Source organism: Variovorax sp. RTB1, from assembly GCF_035018765.1.
In the GTDB taxonomy this organism is placed as follows: domain Bacteria; phylum Pseudomonadota; class Gammaproteobacteria; order Burkholderiales; family Burkholderiaceae_C; genus Variovorax.
Genome location: NZ_JASJXG010000137.1, coordinates 1 through 267, shown reverse-complemented (window position 1 = coordinate 267; position 267 = coordinate 1). Strand labels below are relative to the sequence as shown.

1 protein-coding gene is annotated in these 267 nt (G+C 63.3%); it reads right to left on the bottom strand.

The annotated features are described in order from the left end of the window. Positions 1 to 267: IS3 family transposase (locus tag QN397_RS26690; protein ID WP_323502532.1), on the bottom strand; the 267-nt coding region annotated here is incomplete at both ends.

Genomic DNA, 267 nt, shown 5'->3' with positions numbered 1-267 from the left:
ATGAAGGCCACGTAGAGCCAGCCCTGCCAGGTCGACACATATGTGAAGTCCGAGACCCATAGCTGGTTTGGTCGCTCCGCACAGAACTTCCGGTTGACCCTGTCCAGCGGACATGCCGCTTTGCTGTCACTCATCGTCGTGCGCACGACCTTGCCGCGCATCACACCGCGCAACCCAAGCCGGCGCATCAACCGCTCGACGGTGCATCGCGCCACGACCGTGCCCTCGCGTGCCAATTGCCTCCAGACCTTGTCGGCGCCGTAGACC